Origin of the sequence: Ileibacterium valens, assembly GCF_001945525.1 — a bacterium.
GTDB classification, from domain to species: domain Bacteria; phylum Bacillota_I; class Bacilli_A; order Erysipelotrichales; family Erysipelotrichaceae; genus Ileibacterium; species Ileibacterium valens.
Map to the genome: position 1 here is coordinate 1 of NZ_MPJW01000222.1, position 952 is coordinate 952.

The 952-nt window shown below is 39.8% G+C and carries 1 protein-coding gene and 1 rRNA gene; one reads left to right on the forward strand and one right to left on the reverse strand.

Features of this window, described 5'->3' with window-relative positions; translation table 11 throughout:
- Window positions 1-255 (forward strand): transposase (locus BO222_RS11100; protein ID WP_075820441.1); only part of this gene is annotated, 255 nt, incomplete at its 5' end.
- Between the two features lie 493 nt (window positions 256-748).
- On the opposite strand, the gene rrf is transcribed toward BO222_RS11100, so the two are convergent.
- Window positions 749-854: ribosomal RNA gene (rrf, locus tag BO222_RS11105) — 5S ribosomal RNA — on the reverse strand.
- Window positions 855-952: the final 98 nt, after the last annotated feature.

Genomic DNA, 952 nt, shown 5'->3' on the forward strand with positions numbered 1-952 from the left:
CGGGAGAACATGTCTTCAGATGCAGGACATGAGATTATGGTCAGCCGGAGCATTCAGGCGGAAGGAACCTTCGGAGATCTTAAAGAAAACTACAGATACAGCCGATTGAGACGCCGGGGACTGGAAATCGTAAAATTTGAGGTGCTTATTGTGGCCATGGGACACAATATCAGAAAATTAAACAACAGAAATCGGATGAGTTGCCCAGAACTCGAACGTTATGGAAAATTAAAGGAGCAGAAAAGCGAAATCTGAAAAAGATTATAAACAGTCTTTTTGAGTTTTGGCTCTTTTCAGTGCGTTCAAAAATTGACTTGAGCGGAAAAACACATCATAAAACAGGATTGAATCAGATAAAAAGCATAGAAAAAGGGGCTGTAAATCTCGCTGATGAAAAATCAGTCGAAATTTAACAGCCCCTTTTAAGTCGATTATTGAATAAAAGACTCGTACTTTCTTTTCCCAAACTCTCAGACTACAGTTGATTTACCAACCTGTCTGGCGTCAATAATAGTTAAAGTTTTTTTTATGAAATTTATTCCACTCTTCCAGGACAGCAGTCATTTTTCTCTTAAACATCCTATTTTCCGCCTTTCCTTTGATCTAACAGGAATAAATTAGCCGAATTTATGCCTCGAACATTTAAGTGCCACTTTTTCCATTATGTAAATTTTCGCAGGGATTTTACCGCGTTACAAACAGAAAAGCCGATCTGAAGTGATTGCTCACTCAGATCGGCTTGCTTTTTGCATGGCCTCTTGCTATTTTCGCTGTTCACTATCGTCGCCGTTAGAATGCTTGACTGCTGGGTGCGGAATGTAACCAGGTATTTCCATTCTGCCATCAAGACCACACCATGGATCTTTCAAAACCAAACATCAGCGACATCCTTCTTGTCTGTTGTCTTTGTTCTTTGTGTTTTACACTTAGCTTGCTTCGTTTCTGTGCTCCA